We start from the raw sequence: 18,840 nt of genomic DNA, 5'->3' as shown, positions 1-18,840 counted from the left end.
AATAACTACTGTTGGGGAACGGGTGCATCTAGGAAAATTCCGCACCCGAACTTTGCAGTCTAGTTGATCTGCCCACCTATGTTTTTTGCGCCGCCGTGCTGGCCTGTCCGGGCACCTGCGTGTCGCCCTTGGCCCGCACCGGCTTGAGCCGCGAGACCCCAAACAACACCAAGGCCAGCCCGATGATCTGGTACAGCGATACTTCTTCGCTGAGCACGGCCCATGACGCCAGCACCGTCAGCACCGGCCCGAGATTACCGACCGCGGCGGTATGGGTGGCGCCCATGCGCTGAATCGCCAGCGCCACCCAATAGATCGGCAACACCGTGGAAACCAGAGCCATCAACGCCGCGTACACCCATACCGCAGAGGGCAGCTGCCAGAGCAGGTGGGTATCGGCCGTCAGCAGATAGTGCGCCAGCACCATCAACGACGAGGCACTGCCCGCAAGCCCGGCCAGGCGCATGGAACTCATGCGCTTGAGCATCATGCCGGTGCCTGAGTAATACAGCGCGTAGGTCACCGCACTGGCAAACACCCATGCCGCGCCGAGCATCACCTGGCCGCCCATTCCGTTGGCGCTGACGTCGTGCACGAAGGCGATGCCCAGGCCCAGGTAGCACAAACCCATCGCCGCCAGGGTGCGCAGGGTAGGGCGCTCGCGCAGGGCGATGGCCTGGAACACCAGCACCAGGGTCGGGTAAGTGAACAGAATCAGCCGCTCAAGCCCGGCGCTGATGTACTGCAGCCCGTAGAAATCGAACAGGCTCGCCAGGTAATAACCGAACAGTCCCAGCAGCATCACCCGTACACCATCGGCAAGGGTCATGGGCGCATTGGCCGGGCCGCGGCTGGCCCACACCAGCCAGGCAAACAGTGGCAACGACAAACCCATGCGCATCGCCAGCAGGGTGATCGCATCCACCTGACTGGCCGCATAAGACAGCTTGACGAAAATCGCCTTGAGGCTGAAACCGAGTGCCGACAGCACTGCAAACAGGCTGCCGTTTTCGACGCAACGCTGGCAAAACCCACGTAATTTATTCATCAGCAGCCCGACAGAGGAGAAGGTACAGGCGTTATTCTAAAGTGAAGGAAACCGCCGAAGAATCGCATTTTCCAGAACGAAGCCTTCGCCAAAAGAGAAGCCCCTGTGCACTTTGATCTCTCCGATTTACGCCTGCTGAGCGCCATTGCCGCCTCCGGCAGCCTGAGCAAGGCCGCTGCCAGCATTCCGGTTGCCGTCTCGGCTGCCAGCACCCGCCTGCGCCTGTTCGAGGAGCGTTGCGGCGTCACCGTATTCACCCGTACGGCCGGTGGCATGCAACTGACACCGACCGGTCGGCTGGTGCTGGAGGCTGCCAGCAGCGTACTTGGCGAAGCGCAAAAGCTGCAGGACACCTTAAAGGAGCTCGCCGGCCAACGCCGCATCACCCTGCGCCTGGCTGCCACCACCGTGACCACCAGCAGCCTGTTGCCCGCGGTGCTTGGCTCGTTTCTGGCCGACTACCCGGAAGTCGATCTGCAACTGACCGAGTACCGCAGCGCCGACGTTATGCGTGCCGTGCTCACAGGTGATTGCGAAATCGGCGTGTATGACGGCAGCGTTATCAGCGATGGGGTGCTGTCGTTGCCGTTTCGCAGCGAGCGGCTGGTGATGCTGGTGCCGAACGGGCACTCCTTGGCAGAGCGCGAACAGACGCGCCTGCGCGATGCCCTGGGTTACCCCTTCATCGGCATGCCGGCCGAGCGGGCCATGCAACGCTTTGTCGAAGAGCGCGCGATGAAACTAGCCATGCCCCTGCAGATCCGCGTACGCGCGCCCAGCTTTGAAGCCATCGCCCAATTGGTGGCTCAGCGTGCCGGGATCGCCATGCTGCCGGAGACCACCGCGCGGCGCATGGAACAAGAACTGCCGGTGCGTGTGGTGCTGCTTGAAGAGGGCTGGGCGACGCTTGAACTGCGGCTGTGCATCAAGGGCTGGGAGTCGCTCAGTACCCATGGTCGTCAGCTGGTCAGCTTTCTGTCGCAGTAGCCAGTGCGGTGGGTCGTCGGAATAGAGACCGGACAGCGAAGAGCGGATCGTGGCAGCTGTTGCGGGAGCCGAAGGTGGTGCTGGTTTGCGTGGTGGGTGGCGACTGTACGCAGGTTGGTCAACCGGGAATCAAGGAACCCGGCGCGCACGAAGGCGCCCCGCGCACAGCCGCCATAACACGAAACAGCAGACACAAAAAAGCGCCAGCTGAATCGGATGGGGCGCTTGTGCGCATTGATTTCTCGCAGGTGACCAAACCTGGTCGCTGGATTTACGGTGACGTGGAGGAGGGTAACTGGGATTCAAGCGTTGGAGTAGGGCAGCCAAACGATGTTACAGATCGACTATGGGATGGCTGGATTTGGCAAGGCTTTGCCTTGCATCGCAGGCAAGGCCAGCTCCTACCTTCTCTTCACAAGCGCGGGCTGAAACCTATGCTTTGGTTGGGACCGCCCAGCAATGGAAAAAGACCATAATCATTGAAACTATAGTGACCACGGGGTGGTGCCCAAAGATACTCGGATCGAATTGAAAGAATAGTAAGTTCTTGTTTTTACAGCATCGAGATAAAATGCGATCATCAAGGCATTATAGGTGAAGCTGATAAATATACTCGATGGAACAAATCTTGGTTTGATGGTGTAACGATTCAGTAGCAAGGAAACGGTGGCGTTCAAGAGTACAAAGAAAGAAAATTCAATAATCTTCATTTGTTGTGTTCGCCATAGAGATGGCCTGCGGTTATTCTATGTAGAGCCACGTTGGCCACCGGTGCACATCTCCCCACAAAAATTGCTACACATGTTTATCCTTCAGGTCGGAACGCCCAGCAATGAAAAATAACCATTGCTGCGGAGGTGAACAGGATTGCTAAATAGTAATCAGTTCTGCTTGGGTCAATTTCAAGCAGGATTGGTTTCCGTTGTTTGATGATGTCAAGATAAACTATGCCCATGAAGACGTTGTAGGCTAGGCTAATGATTATTCTTGGCCCTGTCATGGGTATTTTGTTAAGGCCGTAGTTTAGGATTTTGACGCTGCAAATGCTGAATAGTACAAGTAAAAAGAATTCGCTTGGGGTCATTTTTACTATCTACGCTTTAGTCTGAAATGCCCAGCCATGGAAGAATACCATTATCATTGAAATGATAGTGATCGCGGGATAGTAATCAGTGATGTCTGGGGTGAATTGGAAGCGAAGCAATTTTTTGTTTGCTGCAGCGTCAAGATAAAATGCAATCATCATTGAGTTGTATATAAGGCTGGCGAATACTCCCCAGGTGTTAAACCGAAGCTTGATCAGCCAGCGGTTTAGCAGCAGCGAAGTGGTGGTGCTGAGGAGCACAAGGAAAGAAAATTCATAAATATTCGTTTTTTGTATTCGTCATAGAGCTGATCTGCTGTTACAGCATCTACCCCGATCTCAAACGTCAATGCTTTTCGACTCATTTTTTTATATGCCCGTTCACGGTCTGTATTAATGAATCTGAAAAGCCGTCGCGCGTCCGGTTTTAACACTGGGCGCATAATTCCAATGCCCGACATGGCTAGATCTCCCGCCAGATAAGCCATATTTCCAGCCGACTCGGTGTAACCAATCTGCTTCGCTGCACCTTGATAGGCTTTCCTCACAGGCCCTACAACATCGCTGCGTTTTTCATACAGATTTCTTGCATTCTCGTAGATGTTATTGCTGCCATGTGCCAGTAATGGTGCTCCGAGGAATGCGCACAGGGTGCCCGCTGACCCATAGCAGATACCTGCCCCTGTTACGACTTGAACCGTCCCACCTAGCAATCCCATTGATTGCATTATGATGCGCCCTGACTGATCCCGCAGGCTTTGCTGCTCTACCTTTAACTCCCGCAACCCCTCCTGCGGACTCAATCGCCGCTCTTCCACATCCTGCACCACGCGCCGCGCGTAATAGGCAAGTTCGCGATTGAACTGCATGCGCGTTTGATCATCCTTCAGGTGTCGCGCACTGATCGTGCAGGCGAAGCCGGTAAACTGCGCCGCGGCATGGCTGACTTCCCAGAAGTCATTCATGCTCAGTTTCGACTTGTCGCTCGGCTTCGCCATCACGCATTCCTTCTTGAGGATTGGTGGGCGAATGGCTGTTCCTGGAACTTGCGGTTGAGCGACGCGAAGTAGTGATAGGCCATGCTGCGTACTCCCTGTAGGCGGATCACGCAGGCTACGAGTTTTTTTGCCAAAGGTATGTCGGATAATTCTGAAAATCAGCCATCTTGTATTCGCTGCTTGTAACAGTTTGGAAATACTTTTCGGAAATGCCTGACATACGCGATCAGTACCCAAGCAATAGTCTGCGTGCTTTACCTACAAGGAGTACGCACTTTGGCTCATCATGGCTATCTGTCGATCACCGGCAAAAAAAAGGGATTGATTTCCGCAGGCTGTTCCAGCCTGGATTCCATCGGCAACAAATGTCAGGCCGGGCACTTCGACGAGATCATGGTGTTGTCCTTCGCCCACAATCTTTCCAACCTTGACAACACCAGGCACGCCACCCATCGACCGCTGATCATTACCAAGCACATCGACAAGGCCACCCCTTTGTTAGCGCAAGCCTTGGCTAATCGTGAGGTGGTCGATTGCACACTGAACTTCTATCGCATCAGTCTGAGCGGTCATCAGGAAAAGTACTTCAGCATCAAGATATGGGAGGGTCTGATCGTTGATCAACAGCTGGAGATGCCCCATTCGATTCTGTTGAACGACCAGCAGGCTCAGGAGAACTTGGCTATCCGTTACAGCGACATCGCTTGGTCGCACCACATTGCCTCGACCTCCGGGCATGCTTCGTGGGGCGATATTCCTTGGGATGAGCAATGACGGAAAGCCGAGGGCCCACCCGAACAGCGGGCCCATGCTGGCATGCATGAACGGCGGGAGCACCGACTGAACACACCGCCTCGGGCAGCGCATCCCGTCAGTGCTTGTTCAGGAAACTTACCAGCGCATACCTTTGAACGGATTCCATCCCTGCTCGCCTTTACGCTCTTTCAGGTAATAGGCGTAGTTGGTGGACAGCGCATACAGGATGTTGGTGGCAAAGCCGATGCCGACATCGACCGGGTGCGGCGTGATCATGCCGGCCAGGCCGAAGAGGATATCGATCACGATCGACACCGCCACAATGATCCCGATCAAGGCCAGGTTCTTTTTCCACAGCCCCAGGACGAACAGGTAAATAGGACCGAAGAAGAAGGCAATGATATTGGCGTTTACCAGTATCTTCTTGCCGAATGGCAGCTGCTTTAGCGCAGGTTTGTAAGTGGGGCTGTTAGGGGCGCCGTGGGCATCGAAAAACGCAAATCGTTCCTGCCATTTTGCGCTGTAGCTTGCAGCTTCACGGGTTTGTTCAGTAGCGCTCATTCATAACTCCTTGTAGTCCTTGAATGGTGGGGTCTTCGTGAAATCGTCCATTGGTGTTGCGTAAATTCGATGTGAAATCAACGCTTGAGGTTTATTCACACAGCGAAGTGTACGTTTGAGTAGGGTTTATTGGAATGTGTTATTTCCTAATGTTCCCTGATATGGCGCCGAGAAAATCCGGAACGATTCAACCTGCACCGAGGTCAACACCTTCAGTAGTGATCAAAACGGTCTACATCATGAGGATCTGCCATGAGTACCCTGACGATCGAAGGCTGGTGCAAACGCAACGGCGAGCAAAAATCCACTCCGGTCGGAGACATACACTTCGACATTCTGGGCCCTAACCATACCAGGCTGGAGCAGGCCGAAGAGCGGCTGCAGAACAGCCACGAGCCTGAAGCCATGGTCGATGTCGATATGGCCGCGTTGAACCTGGTCATACCAGAAGGTTTTGGCCCTCTGGCCGACTGCAAGTTACGCGTTTATCTGGATGAGGATCAACGCGGTCAGTTTCACCTGGTTGGACACCGGGCCAGTGATGGCAGCTTGATCTACAGCAATGCGGTGCTGATCGCTCAATTGAGCTAGCACGCACGCTGCCAAGGGGCCCGCATCAGTAGCGGGCCCGCATGCGCCTTAAAGCTTCGGCATCTGCCCAATACGGCCCATCATCTCGGTCACGATCTGCAGGTCGAGCATGAACTGTTCAACAGTCTTGAACTCGTTGTCGTTGTGGCCGGTGTATTTGACGTCAGGCATGGCCAGACCGAACTGCACACCATTAGGCAATTCATGCACCGACGTGGCGCCTGCGGAAGTGCCGAACTTTTTCTCTATGCCCAGGTTTTCACTGGCCACTGCCAGCAGCGCCTTGACCCATTCACCCTCGGGATTGCGGTACATCGGCTCGGCGATCGAGGTGTCGAAGGCCACGGTTACCTTGGACTGCTTGCTCCAGGCAGCGAGCTTGTCGCTGAGTTCACGCTTGAGCACCTCGGGTGACTTGCCGACCGGCACGCGCAGGTTGACCGCGAGTTTGAAGGCCTTGTCATCCATGCCGACGTAGGTCAGTGAGGTGGTCAGCGGCCCCATGAAGGCATCGGAGAAGCCGACCCCCAGTTTGCCGCCCAGATAGTCGAGCCCCCAGTTGTCGGCGGCGTAGCGGGCCGCGTCGGTGATCTGGTTGTGCTTGAGCGCAACCTTGCCGTCGAGGCTGTGGATGAAGTCGAGCATCCTCGCCACCGGGTTGACGCCGGATTCGGGCTCGGAGGAGTGGGCGGAAACGCCGGTGACGGTCAGTTGCACGTCTTTGCCGACGACCTTGGCAGTCACGCCGAAATTGCCGCCATTTTTCTTGACGTAGTCCGCACCGGCTTTCTGCAGACTGGTGGCCAGTTCTGCGGGCTTGTCGGTGACGAGCGTGGCGACCGAGGTCGAGGGAATCTGGTTGGTCGCCAGGCCGCCGGTCATCGACGTGATTTCGGCGCCTTTGCCCTCTGCGCTACGGCGAGGAAAGCTGGCCATGATTGTGCCGTAGCCTTTCTCGGCAATCACCACCGGGTAGCCGCCATCGAGTGCCAGGTTGTAGTTGGGGATCGGGTTGTGTTCGAAGTAGTAGGGGATGGCATCGCCGGTGGTTTCTTCGGTGGTGTCCACCAGCAGCTTGAAGTTGCGTGCCAGCGGCAGTTGCTCTTCCTTGATGATTTTCATGGCGTAGAGCGCTACGACGATGCCGTTCTTGTCATCCTCGGTACCGCGGCCATACATGCGGTCGCCGATCAGGGTGACTTTGAACGGGTCGAGTTTGGTGCCGTCCTGCAGTACCCAGTTTTCCGGGGTCACCGGAACCACATCGGCATGCGCATGGATGCCCACCACTTCGTCGCCGCTGCCTTCGAGGGCGATCTCGTAGACACGGTTGTCGATGTTGCGAAAGTTCAGGTTGAAGGCCTGGGCAAGGGCTTTGATCTTGTCGGCGATCTTGATGAATTCGGGGTTCTCGTGCTGGGCAACGCCATCGACGCGCATGGTCGGGATTGCCACCAGTTCGCGCAGGGTTTCGGTGGCTGCGCTGCCGTATTTGACCCGCGCATAAAGGCCGAGCAGGCGATGGATTTCGTTCTGCTGTTCAGCACTCAGGGGCTTGTTGTCGAGGAAGGCGCTGATGGTCGCACCGAGGTTGTCGGTTTTGCCCACATCGCTTTTGGCCAGGCTGCCGAGGAACTGCCTGAAGTCCTTCACCGAAGCGTCGTTGAAGGTCTTGAGGATGGCCGCGCTCTGTTGCGGGGTGATGTTGGCGTGCGCTTGGCTGGTGAACGACGCGAGGCTGGCCAGCATCAGGGTAGTGGCAGCCAGGTGCTTGAGTGAGAAGTCCATTGCTGGAGGCATTCCTTTGCAGATAGTGAGTAGGAGGTGTCTGCTTCAAGACGCAGGCATCTCTGCAAACTAACATCAGCAGGAATCACTAGAGGAGCCCCTGAAGTGCGAACTGTCGCACAGAAACGCAAAAGCGACGCAGAAACGAAAAAGCACTTGAGTCTGACCGCTCGTCGGTGAACGTTTCGGGCTGTCGAATCACCCGGCAGTCAATCGACTACTGCACAGATCCACCTGATCGATTCAATCCCTGTGCAGGAGTCAGCGTCATGTCTTATGTCGATGGTTTTGTGCTTGCCGTGCCTACCGCCAACCGCGAGAAATTCAAACAGCATGCCGAGGAAGCGGCGGTGGTGTTCAAGGAGTGTGGCGCCCAGCGCGTTATCGAGTGCTGGGGCGATGATGTGCCTGAAGGCAAGGTGACTTCGTTTCCGATGGCGGTGAAATGCAAGGCGGACGAAACCGTGGTGTTTTCCTGGATTCTCTGGCCTTCACGCGAGGTGCGTGATGCCGGGATGAAGAAGATGATGGAAGACCCGCGCTTGCAGCCTGACAAGAATCCCATGCCTTTTGACGGGCAGCGGTTGATCTTTGGCGGGTTCAATATTCTGGTGGATGTGTAGGCGGTTTTATCGCGGGGCAAGCCCGCTCCCACTGGGATTGTGTGATCCGGTGGGAGCGGGCTTGCCCCGCGATCGCTCACACCCTGAACCGCGCCACCAACGCCGTCAGCTCCGCAGCCAACCCCGACAACGCCTGGCTGGCCTCCCGCGTCTGCTGCGCTCCGGTCGCCGAGCGCGACGACAGTTCACGAATGTTCAGCAGGTTACGGTCCACTTCACGGGCCACCTGCGCCTGTTCTTCAGCCGCACTGGCGATCACCAGGTTGCGTTCGTTGATCTGACCGATAGCGCTGTAGATCCCCTCAAGCACCTGACCTGACGCCTGGGTGATGCCCAAGGTCGACTGCGCACGCTGGGTGCTGGCCTGCATCGAAGCCACCGCCGCCTCGGTGCCATATTGCACCCCGGCTATCATTTGCTCGATTTCCTGGGTCGATTGCTGGGTACGGTAGGCGAGGGTGCGTACTTCATCCGCGACCACGGCAAAACCACGCCCGGCTTCCCCGGCACGCGCCGCTTCGATGGCGGCATTGAGCGCCAGCAGGTTGGTTTGCTCAGACACCGCGCGGATCACATCCAGCACCTGGCCGATGTCACGAATCTGCCCGGCCAGCTGCTGCAAGCGTTCACTGCTGGTCTGCACTTCGCTGGCCATGGCACGGGTGCCCTCAAGGTTGTCGCTGACCTGCTGACGGCTTTGCTCGGCCAGTTGATTGGAGGCATTGGCCGCTTGTGAGGTGGTGACGGCATTGCGCGCGACTTCTTCCACGGCGGTGGTCATTTCGGTCACAGCGGTGGCGGCCTGTTCCAGTTCCTGGTCCTGCTGGCGCAGGCTGTGGGTGCTCTGTTCGGTAATGTTCTCCAGCACCTGGGCGGCCTGGGCCACTTGCGTGGCGTAGCCGGTGAACTGACTCAGGGTGGCGCGCTGGCTTTGTTGCATATGGGCAAGATTGGCGAACAGCTCGCCGATCTCGTCGCGGCGGGTGACTTGTACGGTCACGCTCAGGTCGTCCTGGGCAAAACGCTGAAAGTGCTGGCTGGCTTCAAGCAGCGGGCGCAGCACGCGGCGGGCGATAAAGCCCCAGCACAGCACGGCGAGTAGCAGGGTGACCACGACCAGCGCCAGGCTCAGCAGTTTGGCAGCGCTCAAGCGACGCTCGGATTCGAGCATGATCTGCTGGCTGCGCTCGCTCAAGGCCGCCACTAACTGTTGGCGCAGGGCCTGCATGCGGGCCATGGCGTTACCCGTGTCGGTGTTGACGATGAAGTAGCGTTGCAGGTCGTTCTGCCGGGTCGCCTCGCGTTGTCCGGCGACGGCCTCGGCGTACTTGCCGAAGGTGTTTTGCAGATCGACGGCGAGGGCTTTGAGTGCCGGGTCCTGGGCATTACTGACCAATTCGTCGAGAAGGCTGCGGCTGTTGTCGATCAGCTGTGCGGACAGCGCCATGCGTTTGTTGGCGCTGTCGTGGTGGCCGCCACTCTGTTCGACAAAGCCGGAGGAGACGTTGGCGCTGGCGCGGATCGCCATCAACAGGGCGTTGTTCAAACGGTCCGACTGATGCGCGGTGAGGTCAAGCTCAGTGATCTGCTCATCGCTACCCACCGCCGCGCGCCAGGCACTGACGGTGGAGAACAGCAGGGTCAGGCTGAACAGCGACAGCACCCAGAACATTCCGGTGCGAATTTTCAGGTCGGCGAACATGCTGGCAGTACTCCTTTTAATTGTTATCAGCACCACGCTGTACCGAGCAATCGGCGGTGGGTGGTCTGCTATCGGAGTCTGCCCGGATGGACTTGAGGGCTGGAATTCGCTTGTGTTCGATTACCGCCCGCAGTTTGCCTCAACGGCCCTCGTGCTGGCGCCGGTAGGCACCTGGCTGCACGCCCATGGCCTTGCTGAAGGCGCGGGTGAAGGCAGCGATGGACTGGTAACCGACGGCAGCGCACACCTGTTCGACGGTGTTGTGCGCCTTGAGCAAGCGGCAGGCGTGACGCATGCGCAGGGCCAGCAGCACTTGCCCGGGGGACTGCCCGGCCAGTTCGCTGAAACGCTTGAAGAAGGCCGAACGCGATAGTCCGGTGCAGGCTGCCATGCTTTCCAGCGGCCAGGGTTGTTCGGGATGCTTGATCAGTTGCTCGACCAGGGCGGCAAATTGCGGGTGGCGGGCCAGCGATACCAGGCCGCCCATGGGCAGGTCTGCCTGTACCTGTTGGCGCAGCACGTAGAGAAACAGCAGATGACTCAGGCGCTCAAGCAAGGCCGAGGAGGGCGCAGGCTGGCGCTGGCATTCGGCGAGGATCAGCTCGAACAGCGCGGTGGCGGCACTCAGGGCCGGGTCGCCAGCACGCAGGATCAGCCAGTCGGGCAGGCCTTCGATGATCAGCGACGACAGGCCCGGCTGGAAATGAAAGAACCCGCACACCAGGCCGACGCCGTCACTGGCGTCATGGTCCAGCGGCAGCATGGCCATGCGCGGTTGCTGGCGGGCCAGTTCGCAGTCGGCGGTGCCAGACAACCGGTACTCAAGGTCACGCAGCAGGAACACCGCATCACCCGCTTCCAGGGCAACGGCCTGGGGCTGGCCAGCTATGTGCAGCCAGCAATGGCCCTGCACCACCAGGTGAAAACTGGCCCGTGCCAGACCCTGGGTGCTGGCGTGCCAGCCACCGCAATAACGCCCGACATGGAACAGGCTGGCGTCTAGCTCAAGGCTTTCTAATAACCAATCGACAAGGGGGCTGGAGGAAATCATCTAAGGGAAAGACTCAGGAGCAAGTAATAACGACTCTAGAATATGGAAGGTATTTCTTATAACCAACAGACTTGTGCGACACCCTAGTATGCAGGAGTCCACTCCATGTCGCGCGTTACTCTACACACGCTGCAAAGCGCCCCTGAAGCCGCTCGTCCTTTCCTGGAAAACGCCCAGAAGAACTCGGGCTTTATTCCCAACCTGCTCGGCGTGCTGGCCAATGCCCCGGCCGCGCTGGAAACCTACGTCACCGTTTCGGCCCTCAACGGCAAGGCCGAGCTGAGCCTGGCCGAGCGCGAAGTGGTGCAGCTGGTAGCCGCCACCAATCATGGCTGCGACTTCTGCGTGGCCGGTCACACCGCCGTGGCGCTGAACAAGGCCAAGCTGCCGCAAGAGGTGGTCGACGCTCTGCGTGCTCGCGGCGAACTGCCGCAGGAAAAGCTTGAAGCCCTTGCCGCTTTCACCCGTGAAGTGATCGCCACCCGCGGCAATGTCAGCGATGCCGGCTACAGCGCTTTCCGTGAAGCCGGCTATGGCGAAGGTCACGCCCTGGAAGTGATTCTCGGTGTGAGCCTCGCCACCCTGTGCAACTTTGCTAATGTGTTCGCCCAGACGCCGCTCAATGATGAGCTGAGCAAGTACCGCTGGCAGCCTTCGGCATAAGAACCCTTGGCGCCGGCGCAGGCTGGCGCTTTTTTAAAGGAGTAAACGCTATGCTCGATCCTGCATTGGTCACCTGGCTGGATGCCGAGGCTGAAGCCCTCGATCTGGGCCACTGCGACCCGCAGGCAGTGTTGGGGCAGTTGGCTGCGGCGCAGGTGTTGCGCGTCGGTATCGACGAAACCCTGGGCGGCAGTGGCGGCACGGTCGCCGACGCGGTGGAAACCGTGGCCAACGTCGCCACTCATTCCCTGGCCGCTGCCTTCGTATTCTGGGGCCAGCGGGCCTTTATCGAATACCTGCTGCACAGTCCCAATATCGCCTTGCGCGAGCGCTTGTTGCCGAAACTGCTCAGCGGTGAGCTGGCCGGTGCTACCGGGCTGTCCAACGCCATGAAGTACCTGTCCGGCATCGAAGCGCTGCAAGTCAAAGGTCTTGCCGATGCTCAGGGCTGGACCCTCGACGGACGCCTGTTCTGGGTCACCAACCTGCGCAAGGGTGGTTTTGTCGTGGCGGCAGCAATTGAAGAAGAGGGTGCTTCACCATTTGTGTTGGCGATCCCGGATAGCGCTGCCGGGCTCACCCGCTCGGACGACCTGCAGCTGATGGGGCTGCAGTCGAGCAATACCGCGGCGTTGAACTTCGAGCAGGTCTCCCTCAGTCGTGACTGGCTGCTGCATGAGAACGCCAAGCAATTCCTGCCTGCGGTTCGCCCTTCGTTCCTGGGGTTGCAATGTGGCATGGCCATCGGCCTGGCGCGGCGTTCGCTGGACGAAGTGGAAGGCCACCTGCAAGGTGTGCGTTCGTTCCTCGGCGAAGCGTTGAGCGTGTTGCGCGAACGCCTGGAAAACACCGTCGCCGAATTGAAAAAGGGCCTGCTCGAGGGGCGCTTCCTGACCCAGCCCGCCGCGCTGTTCAAGTTGCGCATCACCTTGGCCGAGACAGCTGCCGATGCCGTGCAGCTGGAATTGCAGGCCAGCGGTGGCAAGGCCTACCTGAGTGCTTATGGCGCAGGCTTCGCGCGGCGCTGGCGCGAGTCGGCATTCGTGCCGATCGTCACGCCGAGCCTGGTGCAGTTGCGCGCCGAGCTGCAACGGCAGGCGTCGACAGCATGACCCAGGTGTTGCTTGAAGCCCGCGGGATCAGCCTTGGCTATCCGCGTGAACAAGGCTGGCAGAGCGTGCTGGAAGACTTCGACCTGCAACTGGCTCCGGGGGAGGTGATCACCATCCTCGGCCCCAGCGGTGTCGGCAAGTCGAGCCTGTTGCGGGTGCTGGCCGGTTTGCAGCAGGCGCGCGCTGGCAGCGTCAGTCTGCTCGGTGAGCCGTTGCAAGGCCCGCATCCGCGCCTTGCCGTGGCGTTCCAGGACCCCAGCCTGTTGCCCTGGCTGAGCCTGGAAAAGAACGTCGCCTTCGGCCTCGATTTTGCCCGTCAGCCCAAACTGGCGGCCAGCGAGCGCCGTGCACGGATTGACCACGCCATTGAAGCGGTCGGCCTGCAGCACGCTCGCGAGCAGTACCCGGCGCAGCTCTCCGGTGGCATGGCCCAGCGTACTGCGCTGGCCCGCTGTCTGGCGCGTCAGCCGCAGGTGCTGTTGCTCGATGAACCCTTCGGCGCGCTGGATGAAGTGACCCGCGCCGACATGCAGCAGCTGTTGCTGCAGTTGATCGCCCGGCACAACACTGCGGCGGTCCTGATTACCCACGATATCGACGAAGCCCTGCTACTGTCCGATCGCGTGCTGCTACTGGGCAACCACCCGGCGCGCACCCTCGGCCAATGGCACATCGACCTGCCGCAACCACGCGAGCAGCGGGTCGAGGAACTGGGCGCGTTGCGTATCGACATCCTCAAAACCCTTCGGCGGGCCAGCCGCACTCCTGAACCTGATTCTGAACCTTTGCCGCTGCCGTCGGAGACTGCCCATGTGCCTGGACGACTTCACTCACACTCGTCGTGATTTCATCAAACTCAGCGCCTTGCTGACGGCCGGTGGCGCCATGCCGCTGCTGAGCAGTTTGCAGGCGCGTGCTGCCAGCGATCCGGACGCCCCGGTGCGCATCGGCTACCTGCCGATCACCGACGCCACGCCTTTGCTGGTGGCCCATAACAATGGCCTGTTCGAAGCCGAAGGCATCAAGGCCGAACGGCCGGTGCTGCTGCGCAGCTGGGCGCAGGTGATCGAGGCGTTCATCTCCGGCCAGGTCAACGTCATTCACTTGCTCTCGCCAATGACCGTCTGGGCGCGCTACGGCAGCAAGGTACCGGCCAAGGTGGTGGCCTGGAACCATGTCGGCGGCTCGGGCCTGACCGTGGCCCCGGGCATCACCGAGGTCAAGCAGTTGGGCGGGCAGAGCGTGGCAATTCCGTTCTGGTATTCGATTCACAACGTGGTGGTGCAGCAGCTGTTCCGCGACCATGGCCTGACGTCGGTCTCGAAGCCGACCACCGCGCAACTGGCCGCCAACGAGGTCAACCTGGTGGTGCTGCCACCGTCGGACATGCCGCCAGCCCTGGCCAGCAAGCGCATCGCCGGCTACATCGTTGCCGAACCGTTCAATGCCCTGGCCGAAGACCTCAAGGTCGGCCGCGTGCAACGCTTTACCGGTGACATCTGGCGCAACCACGCCTGCTGTGTAGTGTTCATGCACGAGCATGATCTCAACAACCGCCCGGAATGGTCGCAAAAGGTGGTCAATGCCATCGTCAAAGCCCAGCTGTGGACCCGCGATCACCGCGCCGAAGCCGCAGCTCTGCTGTCCAAGGCCGGACCTAACCGTTACACCCCGCATACCCCGCAGGTGCTGACCCAGGTGCTGGCACCGTCTGCCGATGACCGTGCGGCCTACATTGCCAGTGGCGCGATCCAGCATGCGCAGTGGGATGAAAAGCGCATCGACTTCCAGCCGTATCCGTTCCCCAGCTACACCGAGGAACTGGTGCGTCGCTTGCAGAACACCCTGATTGAAGGTGAGAAGGGCTTCCTTGCCGGCCTCGACCCGCAACAGACGGCCCGCGACCTGGTTGATGACCGTTTTGTGCGTAAAAGTATCGAGGCGGTGGGTGGGCTCAAGGCCTTCGGCTTGCCGGACAGCTTCGAGCGTAGCGAGGAGTTTGCGATCTGATGGGTAAGCATGTACTGCATGGCGCCCTGGGGGCTGCCGGCTTGCTCGGATTGCTACTGCTGTGGTGGTTGGGTGTGCACCTGTTTGGTGAGGCTGATGGTCTGTCGGCACGCTTTTCGCCTGAGGCGACCCTGGCCAGTCTTGTCGAGTTGCTGGGGCAGGCTGAGGTCTACGAGCATGTCTGGGTCAGCCTCAAGCGCATCCTGATCGGCTTGCTGCTGGCGTTGTTGATTGGCGTGCCGCTGGGTTTGCTGGTGGGTAGCTATCGTCACCTGGAATCGGCGACCTCGCCAGCGTTTCAGTTCCTGCGCATGATCTCGCCGCTGTCATGGATGCCGGTGGTGGTGATGCTGATGGGCGTGGGCGACCAGCCGATCTACTTCCTGCTGGCCTTTGCCGCGTTGTGGCCGATTCTGCTCAATACCGCAGCCGGTGTGCGTCAGCTCGATCCACGCTGGCTGCAACTGAGCCGCAGCCTCAGTGCCACCCGTTGGGAGACGCTGTGCAAGGTGATCATTCCCGGGGTGATCGGCCATGTGCTCACCGGTGTGCGCCTGGCGATCGGCATCCTGTGGATCGTGCTGGTGCCGTGCGAAATGCTCGGGGTCAGTGCCGGGTTGGGCTACTTCATCCTCGATACCCGTGACCGCCTGGCGTACTCGGAGTTGATGGCCATGGTGCTGTTGATCGGGGTGCTGGGGTTCATGCTCGATGCACTGGCTCGTGGGCTGCATCGGCGCTGGGTGCATGCCTGAGGATTGATCGTGGGGCAAGCCCGCTCCTACAAGGTTGACTCGCACCTGTAGGAGCGGGCTTGTCCCGCGATGAAACGCTCCAATCATTTTCAAATGATTCCATTAATTGTTATGTTATTACATAGCCATTAAGGAGCTCCCATGAACTACCCCCTAGGAAGGTTATCTCTCGGCCTGTCTGCCTCATTGTTGGCGCTGCCCGCTGCCGCCACCGAGCCTGTGTTGCTCGATACCCTGACCGTCAGCGAGCGCCACGTCGAAGAGTCCGCCACAGGTCCGGTGCAAGGTTATCGCGCCAACCGCTCCAGCACTGCGACCAAGACCGACACCGACATTCGCGACACCCCACAGAGCATTGCCGTGGTGCCGAGCCAGGTGCTGGAAGATCTCAACAGCACCCGTATCGATCGGGCTCTGGATTTTGCCGGCGGGGTGAGCCGGCAGAACAACTTCGGTGGCCTGACCTTCCTCAATTACAGCGTGCGCGGTTTCACCACCGGCGAGCTGTACAAGAATGGCTTCGCCGTCAACCGCGGCAGTTACAGCGCTCCAGACACCTCGAACATCGAACGCATCGAGGCGCTCAAGGGGCCGGCGGCCAGCCTGTACGGGCGGGGTGATCCAGGTGGTCTGGTGAACATCGTCACCAAGCGTCCCCAGGCCGAGGCCTTCACGCAGTTCAAGGCCAGCGCCGGCAGCTGGGACCGCTATCGCAGCAGCCTGGATGTGAACACGCCACTGAGTGAAGACGGCCGCGTGCTGTCGCGGGTCAACATGGCGGTGGAGGACAACGGCAGTTTTCGCGATTACGTTGGCAGTGAGCGGCGTATCGTCAGTCCATCGCTGAGCTGGCAGTTGAGCCCGGACACGCTGTTGTCGATCGACAGTGAGTTCTCGCGCACCGAGTCGGTGTTTGATCGTGGGGTCCCGGCGGTGAACAACGAACTGGGTCCGGTCAGCCGCTCGACATTCTTTGGTGAGCCGAACGACGGGCGCATCCGCAACGACAACCAGACCCTGGACCTGACCCTGGAGCACTACCTGAATGACAGCTGGAAGCTGCGCCTGGCCAATCACTACACTCAGGGCCGGCTCAAGGGCAACAGCTCCGAGCCTCAACGCCTGGTCGGCACCACCCTCAGCCGTTTCTACCGCGAGCGGGATTTCGAGTGGAATGACAACATCAGCCAGGCTGAGCTGCATGGCCAGTTCGACTTCGCCGGTTGGCAGCACCAGAGCCTGATCGGCCTGGAGTACGAGAACTACCGCAACAGTCAGAAGTACCCGCAGAGCGCCACTTCGTTGGCCTATGGCCTGGATATCTACAACCCGGTGTATGGCAAGCCGAAGCCAGCGCTGGTCAAGCCCAATGATTTTTTTGAACGCACGCAGAGCTACGCCCTCAACCTGCAAGACCAGATCAGCTTCACCGAGCGCCTGCGCGGCCTGATCGGCGTGCGTCTGGAACAAATTGAGCAGACTGCACAGAACCGCAGCAGCCAGGTCAGCAACACGCAGGAAAAAGACGTGGCGACGCCGCGAGTGGGACTGCTATATCAACTCACCCCTGAGGTCGGTGTGTTTGCCAACGCCTCCACCTCGTTCAAGCCCAACAGCATCGGCACCCAGGGGCAGGTGTACAAACCGGAGAAGGGCCTGGGCTATGAAACCGGGTTCAAGTTTGATCTGTTCGACAGCCGCGTGGGCGCAACCCTGGCGCTGTTCCGGATCGACAAGGAAAACGTCATCACCACTGATGCCTTCGGCGACAGCGTTGCTGCCGGTAAGGCTCGCAGCCAGGGCGTCGACTTGCAGTTCAGTGGCCAACTGAGCGATGCCGTGCGCCTGATCGGTGCCTATGCCTATATCGATGCCGAGGTGACCAAGGGCGATGCCAGCCTGCCCGAGGGCAGCGACCTGCTTGGCATTCCCCGGCACAGCGGTAGCCTGATGGCGGTGTATGAGTTTCAGCAGGGCGTGCTGCAGGGCTCGGATATCGGCGCGGCGGCCAACTATGTCGGTGATCGTTCCGGTCAGGCCGGTAGCAGTTTTCGCCTGCCGGGCTACAGCACGCTCGACCTGCTGGCCCACTACAAGGTCAGCGAGCACGCCACCGTCGGCCTGAACCTCAATAACCTGTTCGACCGCAAATACTATGAGCGCGGCTACAACGCGGTGTGGAACCTGCCGGGCGAGCCGCGCAATCTGATGGTCAGTTTGAGCCTGGCGCTGTGAGCGGGCTATAGTCGCACGTTCTGGTGTTTGCCAAAGGAAGGCTGATGATGAGCGACTCGCTGGAACTCAACCGCCGCAGCTGGGATGAACGGGCGTCACTGCATGCGGCGTCCGTTGACTATGAAGTGGACAGGTTCATTGCCGATCCGCAGCACTTGTCCGAAGTTGTACGTTTCGACCTGCCACGCCTGGGTGACATTAGCGGCTTGCGCGCAGTGCATCTGCAGTGCCATATCGGTACCGACACCCTGTCGCTGGCACGGCTGGGGGCACGGATGAGCGGGCTGGATTTTTCCTCGCAATCGCTGGCTCAGGCCCGTGTCCTGGCGCAACGCTGTGACACGTCAATCGACTATGTTGAGTCGGATGTCTATGCCGCTGACCAGGTACTGGCCCCCGGGAGTTTCGACCTGGTTTACACCGGTATCGGCGCTTTGATCTGGTTACCGAATATCGATCGCTGGGCGCGCACGGTAGCGGCTTTGCTCAAGCCAGGTGGCCGCTTGTTCCTGCGCGAGGGTCATCCGATGCTGCTGGCGGTGAACGAAGATCATCAGGATCGACTGCTGATCGAGTATCCCTATTTCGAACGCGAAGCTCCGACGGTCTGGGACAGTGAGCAGACCTATGTCGAGACGGACACCGCGCTCAGCCATACGGTTACCCATGAATGGAACCATGGGTTGGGCGAGGTCGTCAGTGCCCTGTTGCGCCATGGTTTGCAGATCAGCGCACTGGTGGAGCACGACAGCATCCCCTGGGAGGCCTTGCCGGGGCAGATGAGCAAGAATGCGCAAGGGGAATGGTCGCTGGACAAGGACCGTTGGCGGTTGCCGTTGAGCTACACCTTGCAGGCGATAAAGCAGGCTATTTAGC

General features: G+C 59.5%; 17 protein-coding genes. 11 read left to right on the top strand and 6 right to left on the bottom strand.

Annotated features, from left to right (window positions below):
• Positions 1-76: 76 nt before the first annotated feature.
• Positions 77-1,048, bottom strand: coding sequence for a DMT family transporter (locus ACVI9W_RS02800; RefSeq protein WP_461529125.1), 972 nt, complete (start codon positions 1,046-1,048; stop codon positions 77-79).
• Positions 1,049-1,153: 105 nt separating this feature from the next.
• Here ACVI9W_RS02800 and ACVI9W_RS02795 point away from each other — a divergent pair, with 105 nt between their 5' ends.
• On the top strand, positions 1,154-2,035 hold the full coding sequence (locus ACVI9W_RS02795; RefSeq protein ID WP_461529124.1) for a LysR family transcriptional regulator: 882 nt from the start codon (positions 1,154-1,156) through the stop codon (positions 2,033-2,035).
• Positions 2,036-3,346: 1,311 nt separating this feature from the next.
• Here the strand turns inward: ACVI9W_RS02795 and ACVI9W_RS02790 are convergent.
• On the bottom strand, positions 3,347-4,117 hold the full coding sequence (locus ACVI9W_RS02790; protein WP_461529123.1) for a DUF4225 domain-containing protein: 771 nt from the start codon (positions 4,115-4,117) through the stop codon (positions 3,347-3,349).
• 276 nt (positions 4,118-4,393) lie between these two features.
• On the opposite strand from ACVI9W_RS02790, the gene ACVI9W_RS02785 reads away from it, so the two are divergent.
• Positions 4,394-4,891 carry an Hcp family type VI secretion system effector gene (locus ACVI9W_RS02785; protein ID WP_461529122.1) on the top strand — a complete coding sequence of 166 codons (498 nt, stop codon included), beginning with the start codon at positions 4,394-4,396 and terminating at the stop codon, positions 4,889-4,891.
• A 117-nt stretch (positions 4,892-5,008) separates the two neighbouring features.
• Here ACVI9W_RS02785 and ACVI9W_RS02780 read toward each other — a convergent pair whose 3' ends face one another.
• Entirely contained in the window at positions 5,009-5,434 is a 426-nt protein-coding gene (locus tag ACVI9W_RS02780; protein WP_157193146.1) for a DUF2628 domain-containing protein, read from the bottom strand.
• Positions 5,435-5,686: 252 nt separating this feature from the next.
• Here ACVI9W_RS02780 and ACVI9W_RS02775 point away from each other — a divergent pair, with 252 nt between their 5' ends.
• On the top strand, positions 5,687-6,025 hold the full coding sequence (locus tag ACVI9W_RS02775) for a hypothetical protein (protein WP_461529121.1): 339 nt from the start codon (positions 5,687-5,689) through the stop codon (positions 6,023-6,025).
• A 48-nt stretch (positions 6,026-6,073) separates the two neighbouring features.
• Here the strand turns inward: ACVI9W_RS02775 and ACVI9W_RS02770 are convergent, their stop codons facing one another.
• The gene (locus tag ACVI9W_RS02770; RefSeq protein WP_461529120.1) at positions 6,074-7,813 is read right to left on the bottom strand and encodes a dipeptidase; all 1,740 of its coding nucleotides are present in this window, start codon (positions 7,811-7,813) and stop codon (positions 6,074-6,076) included.
• A gap of 269 nt (positions 7,814-8,082) precedes the next feature.
• On the opposite strand from ACVI9W_RS02770, the gene ACVI9W_RS02765 reads away from it, so the two are divergent.
• Positions 8,083-8,436 (top strand): DUF1428 domain-containing protein, encoded by a 354-nt coding sequence (locus tag ACVI9W_RS02765; RefSeq protein WP_442108290.1) that lies wholly within the window; start codon positions 8,083-8,085, stop codon positions 8,434-8,436.
• A 76-nt stretch (positions 8,437-8,512) separates the two neighbouring features.
• On the opposite strand, the gene ACVI9W_RS02760 is transcribed toward ACVI9W_RS02765, so the two are convergent.
• Both ACVI9W_RS02760 and ACVI9W_RS02755 read right to left on the bottom strand, forming a co-directional pair.
• Positions 8,513-10,138 (bottom strand): methyl-accepting chemotaxis protein, encoded by a 1,626-nt coding sequence (locus tag ACVI9W_RS02760; RefSeq protein ID WP_461529119.1) that lies wholly within the window; start codon positions 10,136-10,138, stop codon positions 8,513-8,515.
• A gap of 139 nt (positions 10,139-10,277) precedes the next feature.
• Positions 10,278-11,189 carry a cupin domain-containing protein gene (locus tag ACVI9W_RS02755; protein ID WP_461529118.1) on the bottom strand — a complete coding sequence of 304 codons (912 nt, stop codon included), beginning with the start codon at positions 11,187-11,189 and terminating at the stop codon, positions 10,278-10,280.
• Between the two features lie 105 nt (positions 11,190-11,294).
• Between ACVI9W_RS02755 and ACVI9W_RS02750 the strand changes: the two genes are divergently transcribed.
• From ACVI9W_RS02750 to ACVI9W_RS02720, 7 genes are all read left to right on the top strand, one after another.
• The gene (locus ACVI9W_RS02750) at positions 11,295-11,852 is read left to right on the top strand and encodes a carboxymuconolactone decarboxylase family protein (protein WP_191832429.1); all 558 of its coding nucleotides are present in this window, start codon (positions 11,295-11,297) and stop codon (positions 11,850-11,852) included.
• Positions 11,853-11,902: 50 nt separating this feature from the next.
• Entirely contained in the window at positions 11,903-12,964 is a 1,062-nt protein-coding gene (locus tag ACVI9W_RS02745; protein ID WP_461529117.1) for an acyl-CoA dehydrogenase family protein, read from the top strand.
• Positions 12,961-13,809 (top strand): ABC transporter ATP-binding protein, encoded by an 849-nt coding sequence (locus ACVI9W_RS02740; RefSeq protein ID WP_461529116.1) that lies wholly within the window; start codon positions 12,961-12,963, stop codon positions 13,807-13,809. Before ACVI9W_RS02745 ends, ACVI9W_RS02740 begins: the two co-directional genes overlap by 4 nt.
• Positions 13,775-14,974: an ABC transporter substrate-binding protein gene (locus tag ACVI9W_RS02735; RefSeq protein ID WP_461529115.1), complete on the top strand. Its 1,200-nt coding sequence runs from the start codon at positions 13,775-13,777 to the stop codon at positions 14,972-14,974. Before ACVI9W_RS02740 ends, ACVI9W_RS02735 begins: the two co-directional genes overlap by 35 nt.
• The gene (locus ACVI9W_RS02730) at positions 14,974-15,729 is read left to right on the top strand and encodes an ABC transporter permease (RefSeq protein ID WP_157193137.1); all 756 of its coding nucleotides are present in this window, start codon (positions 14,974-14,976) and stop codon (positions 15,727-15,729) included. The genes ACVI9W_RS02735 and ACVI9W_RS02730 overlap by 1 nt, the downstream gene beginning before the upstream one ends.
• Positions 15,730-15,870: 141 nt before the next feature.
• A complete protein-coding gene (locus ACVI9W_RS02725; protein ID WP_461529114.1) occupies positions 15,871-17,964 on the top strand; it encodes a TonB-dependent siderophore receptor in 2,094 nt (697 codons plus the stop codon).
• A gap of 47 nt (positions 17,965-18,011) precedes the next feature.
• Positions 18,012-18,839 carry a class I SAM-dependent methyltransferase gene (locus ACVI9W_RS02720; RefSeq protein ID WP_461529113.1) on the top strand — a complete coding sequence of 276 codons (828 nt, stop codon included), beginning with the start codon at positions 18,012-18,014 and terminating at the stop codon, positions 18,837-18,839.
• Position 18,840 lies beyond the last annotated feature (1 nt).

The sequence above is a fragment of the Pseudomonas sp. 210_17 TE3656 genome (assembly GCF_054821965.1).
The sequence above is the reverse complement of the archived record's forward strand: the minus strand, read 5'-3'. Positions and strand labels throughout refer to the sequence as shown.